The sequence below is a fragment of the Caballeronia grimmiae genome (assembly GCF_000698555.1).
Lineage (GTDB): Bacteria > Pseudomonadota > Gammaproteobacteria > Burkholderiales > Burkholderiaceae > Caballeronia > Caballeronia grimmiae.
Genome location: NZ_JFHE01000122.1, coordinates 1 through 1,185, shown reverse-complemented (window position 1 = coordinate 1,185; position 1,185 = coordinate 1). Strand labels below are relative to the sequence as shown.

1 protein-coding gene is annotated in these 1,185 nt (G+C 61.8%); it reads left to right on the top strand.

All coding sequences use genetic code 11. The features are described from left to right. Window positions 1-1,185: elongation factor Tu (tuf, locus tag BG57_RS30890; protein WP_241482175.1), on the top strand; the 1,185-nt coding region annotated here is incomplete at its 5' end.

Here is a 1,185-nt window from a genome sequence, read left to right as displayed (position 1 = left end):
AAAGGTAAATTCGAGCGGACCAAGCCGCACGTGAACGTGGGCACGATCGGTCACGTTGACCACGGCAAGACCACGCTGACGGCAGCGATCACGACGGTGTTGACCAAGAAGTTCGGCGGCGAAGCGAAGGCATACGACCAGATCGATGCAGCGCCGGAAGAAAAGGCACGTGGTATCACCATCAACACCGCGCACGTCGAGTACGAAACGGCTAACCGCCACTACGCACACGTCGACTGCCCGGGCCACGCTGACTACGTGAAGAACATGATCACGGGCGCGGCGCAGATGGACGGCGCAATCCTGGTGTGCTCGGCCGCTGACGGCCCGATGCCGCAAACGCGTGAGCACATCCTGCTGGCGCGTCAGGTCGGTGTGCCGTACATCATCGTGTTCCTGAACAAGTGCGACATGGTCGACGACGCCGAACTGCTCGAGCTGGTCGAAATGGAAGTGCGCGAACTTCTGTCGAAGTACGACTTCCCGGGCGACGACACGCCGATCATCAAGGGTTCGGCCAAGCTGGCGCTGGAAGGCGACACGGGCGAGCTGGGCGAAGTGGCGATCATGAACCTGGCCGACGCGCTGGACACGTACATCCCGACGCCGGAACGCGCAGTTGACGGTTCGTTCCTGATGCCGGTGGAAGACGTGTTCTCGATCTCGGGTCGCGGCACGGTGGTGACGGGTCGCGTCGAGCGCGGCGTGGTGAAGGTCGGCGAGGAAATCGAAATCGTCGGTATCAAGCCGACGGTCAAGACCACTTGCACGGGCGTGGAAATGTTCCGCAAGCTGCTCGACCAAGGTCAGGCAGGCGACAACGTCGGTATCCTGCTGCGCGGCACGAAGCGTGAGGACGTCGAGCGTGGCCAGGTGCTGGCCAAGCCGGGTTCGATCACCCCGCATACGCACTTCACCGCAGAAGTGTACGTGCTGAGCAAGGACGAAGGCGGCCGCCACACGCCGTTCTTCAACAACTACCGTCCGCAGTTCTACTTCCGTACGACGGACGTGACGGGCTCGATCGAGCTGCCGAAGGACAAGGAAATGGTGATGCCGGGCGACAACGTGTCGATCACGGTCAAGCTGATCGCCCCGATCGCCATGGAAGAAGGTCTGCGCTTCGCTATCCGTGAAGGCGGCCGTACCGTCGGCGCAGGTGTCGTTGCTAAGATTATCGAGTAA